The sequence below is a fragment of the Streptomyces durbertensis genome (genome assembly GCF_014156695.1).
Lineage (GTDB): Bacteria > Actinomycetota > Actinomycetes > Streptomycetales > Streptomycetaceae > Streptomyces > Streptomyces durbertensis.
In genome coordinates this window covers 1-4,516 of record NZ_WMLF01000439.1, presented here as the reverse complement: position 1 = coordinate 4,516, position 4,516 = coordinate 1, and the positions used below count along the sequence as shown (strand labels likewise).

6 protein-coding genes are annotated in these 4,516 nt (G+C 72.6%); 1 reads left to right on the top strand and 5 read right to left on the bottom strand.

Features of this window, described 5'->3' with window-relative positions:
* Positions 1–400 (top strand): hypothetical protein (locus GL263_RS22210; RefSeq protein WP_182857517.1); only part of this gene is annotated, 400 nt, incomplete at its 5' end.
* Between the two features lie 87 nt (positions 401–487).
* On the opposite strand, the gene GL263_RS22205 is transcribed toward GL263_RS22210, so the two are convergent.
* From GL263_RS22205 to GL263_RS22185, 5 genes are all read right to left on the bottom strand, one after another.
* On the bottom strand, positions 488–1,573 hold the full coding sequence (locus GL263_RS22205; protein WP_438947991.1) for an RNA polymerase sigma factor SigF: 1,086 nt from the start codon (positions 1,571–1,573) through the stop codon (positions 488–490).
* Positions 1,462–1,875, bottom strand: a complete 414-nt coding sequence (locus GL263_RS22200) for an ATP-binding protein (RefSeq protein WP_438947990.1) — start codon at positions 1,873–1,875, stop codon at positions 1,462–1,464. The genes GL263_RS22205 and GL263_RS22200 overlap by 112 nt, the downstream gene beginning before the upstream one ends.
* Before the next feature lie 242 nt (positions 1,876–2,117).
* Positions 2,118–2,630, bottom strand: coding sequence for a GNAT family N-acetyltransferase (locus tag GL263_RS22195; RefSeq protein ID WP_182857514.1), 513 nt, complete (start codon positions 2,628–2,630; stop codon positions 2,118–2,120).
* A 75-nt stretch (positions 2,631–2,705) separates the two neighbouring features.
* Positions 2,706–3,689, bottom strand: a complete 984-nt coding sequence (locus GL263_RS22190) for a 1-aminocyclopropane-1-carboxylate deaminase/D-cysteine desulfhydrase (protein ID WP_182857513.1) — start codon at positions 3,687–3,689, stop codon at positions 2,706–2,708.
* Between the two features lie 56 nt (positions 3,690–3,745).
* Positions 3,746–4,336: an N-acetylmuramoyl-L-alanine amidase gene (locus GL263_RS22185; protein ID WP_182857512.1), complete on the bottom strand. Its 591-nt coding sequence runs from the start codon at positions 4,334–4,336 to the stop codon at positions 3,746–3,748.
* Positions 4,337–4,516: the final 180 nt, after the last annotated feature.

Here is a 4,516-nt window from a genome sequence, read left to right as displayed (position 1 = left end):
GCGGCCGACCCGGGTCACCGTCGCCGCCGCGCTGGTCGCACTCCAGGGCCTGGCGCTGGCCGCCTTCGGCCTGGTGATGCTCGGGCTGCTGCTGGCCGGCGACAAGCCGGACAGCGTCACCCAGGCCGTCACCGGCGCGGTGACCATGCTGGTCGTCGCCCTGCTGCCGCTGGGCACCGCGCGCGGGCTGTGGCGGCTGAGCCGCTGGAGCCGGGGCCCGGCGATCTTCCTGCAACTGCTCGCCCTGCCGGTGGGCTGGCAGATGGCGGGCAGCGAGGGTGCCTGGTTCCCCGCCGGGCTGGCGCTGGCCGCCGTGGCCGTCGCGGTGCTGGTCTGCCTCTTCCACCCCAGCGCGCACGCCGTGCTGCGCGTCGAGCCGGGCGCCGACCGGGACGTCTGACCAACCCGGAGAACACGGGACCCGCCGGGCGGGCCGGTGGGCCGCCGGGCGGGTCCCAAAAAGCGATGAGGAAGCCGCTCCTGGTGACTACTCCTCCACCAGCAGCTTCTCCCGCAACTGCGCGAGAGTGCGCGCGAGCAGCCGCGAGACGTGCATCTGGGAGATGCCGACCTCCTGCGCGATCTGCGACTGGGTCATGTTCCCGAAGAAGCGGAGCAGCAGGATCTTCTTCTCCCGCGGCGGCAGCTCCTCCAGCAGCGGCTTGAGGGACTCCCGGTACTCCACGCCCTCCAGCGCGTCGTCCTCCGCGCCGAGGGTGTCGGCGACCGCGGGGGACTCGTCGTCGGTGTCCGGCACGTCCAGGGAGAGCGTGCTGTAGGCGTTCGCCGACTCCAGGCCCTCCAGCACATCCTCCTCGGAGATGGACAGCCGCTGGGCCAGCTCGTGGACCGTCGGCGCCCGGCCGTGCTGCTGGGACAGCTCCGCGGTGGCCGTCGCGAGCGACAGCCGCAGTTCCTGGAGCCGGCGCGGCACCCGCACCGCCCAGCCCTTGTCACGGAAGTGCCGTTTGATCTCACCGACGACCGTGGGCGTCGCGTAGGTGGAGAACTCCACCCCCCGGTCCGGGTCGAACCGGTCCACGGACTTGATCAGCCCGATCGTCGCGACCTGCGTCAGATCGTCGAGCGGTTCGCCGCGGTTGCGGAAGCGGCGCGCCAGGTGCTCGACCAGCGGCAGGTGCATCCGCACCAGCCGGTTGCGCAGCTCGGCACGCTCCGGCGACCCGACCGGCAGCCCGCGCAGCTCGACGAACAGCGCCCTGGCGGCGGCGCGGTCGTGCGGATCGGCCGGGTGCTGCCGGCCGCCGCGGCCGTTGCCGCGCCGACTCTCCTCCATGGGCTCCGCCCGCTCCGCTCGCTGACCGGGGTCGGCCGGATGCGGCCGGGCCTGCTGCTCCGGAATCGCGGGATCGACCGCCATCTCATGGCGGCCGAGTGCCGCGTCACGATCCAGGTCGTTCATACCGGCCCCCTCGTCCGCTCCTGGCCCCTTGGCATCGGTCACGATGATCCTGGGGCCGCGCCGCGCTTCTTGTGCAGGCTGATGCTGACCGTGCGGTCCTCGGCGACCGCGGAGTCGACCTCGCCGGCCAGCGCGGAGAGCACCGTCCAGGCGAAGGTGTCGCGCTCCGGTGCGCGACCGTCCGTCGTCGGGGCGGACACCGTCACTCTCAGTGAGTCTCCGACAAGCTTGAACACGCAGCTCAGCACGCTGCCCGGCACTGCTTGCTGGAGCAGGATCGCGCAGGCCTCGTCGACCGCGATGCGCAGATCCTCGATCTCGTCGAGGGTGAAGTCCAAACGCGCCGCGAGGCCGGCCGTCGCCGTCCGCAGCACCGAAAGATAGGCACCCGCCGCGGGCAGTCGGACCTCGACGAAGTCCTCCTCCCCACCTACGTTCTGGGACACCCTCACCTCCAAGGCGACACAAACTGGTGGAGCCGACACGGTGCCGGGTGACCGGGTGGACGCCGCTTCTTCCCGCGACGGCGACCCGGGCCGTGACCGTGGCAGCCGGTTCAGCTGCGACGCTATCGCGATCCGCCGCATGCTGTCGCCTGGTTGGTCGCTGGCGCCCCCTACCGTGAACGTCACCCATAGTAAACACACATACACTGTGCGTGGCTAGGGGTCGGTTGGTATCAATTCCGCGACGACTACGGAGCGTTCATCTCGGGTGACTCCCCGCGCTGTCCGGCCAGCGCCCGCAGCGGCTCTCCGGTCAGTCGGAACACCGTCCACTCGTCCATGGGCTCCGCGCCCAGCGACTTGTAGAAGCCGATGGAGGGCTCGTTCCAGTCAAGTACCCACCACTCGAACCGCTCATAGCCGCGCTCGACGCATATCCGCGCCAGCTCCGCGAGCAGCGCCCGCCCGTGGCCGCCGCCGCGCGCCTGCGGACGCACGTACAGGTCCTCGAGGTAGACGCCGTGCGTGCCCGTCCAGGTGGAGAAGTTGCGGAACCAGAGCGCGAAGCCCACCGGCTCCGGACCCTGTTCCGTCTCCTCCTCCGCGATCAGCGCGAACACGGCCGGATGCTCGCCGAACAGGGCCCGGCGCAGCTGCTCCGGGGTCGCGCGGGCGTGCTCCAGCGCACGCTCGTACTCCGCGAGTTCGCGGATCATGGCGTGGATCGCCGGAACGTCCTCGGGAGTGGCAGTACGGATCATGCCTCGCACTATAGGCACCGGCACTGACAGCACCGCCAGTCCCGCCGGCCCCCCGAGGAGTGGTCGGGGTGGGCGTCAGGGCCCGGTGAGCGGGTCGGGCGCGCCGGTGACCACCGCCGCGACCGCCGCGCCGGGCGGCAGGTCGCCCGTCTCCGCGAGCGCGGTCAGCGCGTACAGCAGCTTCGCGACGTACACCCGCTCCACCGCGACGCCGTGCCGCTGCTCGAAGTCGTCGGCGAAGCGGGTCAGCTCCGGCGCGGTGCGCGCGTACCCGCCGAAGTGGAAGCCCTCCGCCAGCCGCCAGTCACCGCGCGGCGCGCCGAACGCCTCCTCCTGGAGCCCGCGCACCTCCGCCGCGAGGAAGCCGCCGCGCAGCACCGGCACCCCCACCGCCGGGGGACCGCCGGCCGCCATCCCGGCCAGCGTGCCGCCCGTACCGCACGCGACGGCGGCGACGTCCGCCAGGCCGCGCAGTTCCTCGCCGAGCGCCACACAGCCCTCGACCGCCGCCGTGTTGCTGCCGCCCTCCGGGACGACGTACACCGGCCCGAAGCGCTCCCGCAGCTCCGCCAGCCACGCCTCCTCCCGGCGCCTTCGGTACTCGGCCCGGGTCACGAACCACAGCCGCATGCCGTCCGCGCGGCAGTGGGCCAGCGAGGGGTTCAGCGGCCGGTCGGCCAGCTCGTCGCCCCGTACGACACCGATCGTGGGCAGGCCGAGCAGCCGGCCGGCCGCGGCCGTGGCCCGGAGGTGGTTGGAGTAGGCGCCGCCGAAGGTCAGCAGCGCGGGCGCGCCGGACTCGGCGGCGGCCCGCAGGTTCGGCGCGAGCTTGCGCCACTTGTTGCCGCCCACCAGGGGGTGGATCAGGTCGTCCCGCTTGAGCAGGAGCCGCAGTCCGCGACGCTCGAAGGCCGGCTCCCGCACCTCCTGCAGCGGCGACGGCAGCCGGGGCCGCCCCAGCCCTTCGGGACCTGCCGGCCCGCCGTCCGGCACGCCGGTCGGGTCGGGGGCGGCGCCGTCCGGCGGTGGGGGAGGCGCGGACGGCGCGGAACGGGTCATCCCCCGATTCTCGCGCGCCCGCGCCCGGGGCACGCGCCCGGCTCACCCGCGGGCCGTCAGGACAGGCGCTTCCTGATGCGCTCGCGCATGCTGTCCATGGTGAAGCCGCGCGGGTCTATCTTCTGGTTGGTCCACTGGAGATGGCCTATCACCGACCACTCGTTCCAGCGGTGAAAGCGGCAGATCGCCGCGGACGCCCGGGCGACGGCGTCCAACTGCGCCTCCGGCCACGGGTCCTTGCCGTCGCCCAGGTTCTCGCACTCGAAGCCGTAGAACCGGGCGTTCCCGTCGGTGTCGTGTCTGGACGGTGGCGGCGGACGCTTCTCGGCGATCACCGCCCGCAGCACGTTGCTGTCACCGAGGCCGGCGTGGTTCGCCCTGCCGTGCCCGACCAGGTGCACCCGCCCGTCCTTGGTGATCACCCCGTGGCACAGCGGCCCCGGCAGCCCCGGGTAGCCGTCCCGGCACAGCCGCACCGTGCGCGCCGCGCCGGAGGTCACCGTGTGATGGATCATCACCCCGTTGACCTGACCCCAGGCACCCTTGTGATTCCTGTTGTGTGTACGCCAGTTGCCCACCTCCACGACGGTCAGTCCCTCGTTCCTGAGGGCCGTCAACAGCCTGCTCGCGGTTATCGGAATGGCCATATCCGGTATGTACCCACGCGGTAACAGGTTGTACAGGTCGCAGGTGAAGCAGTTGATTCGGTGCGTGCGCCTGGCACATGCCGGCGTGCGCCCGGCACCGAACCGGCCACGCACGCCCCCGTTGCGCGCCCCGCACGCCGGTGCCACCGGTGGTCCGCACCCGCCCCCGCCGGCCCGTAC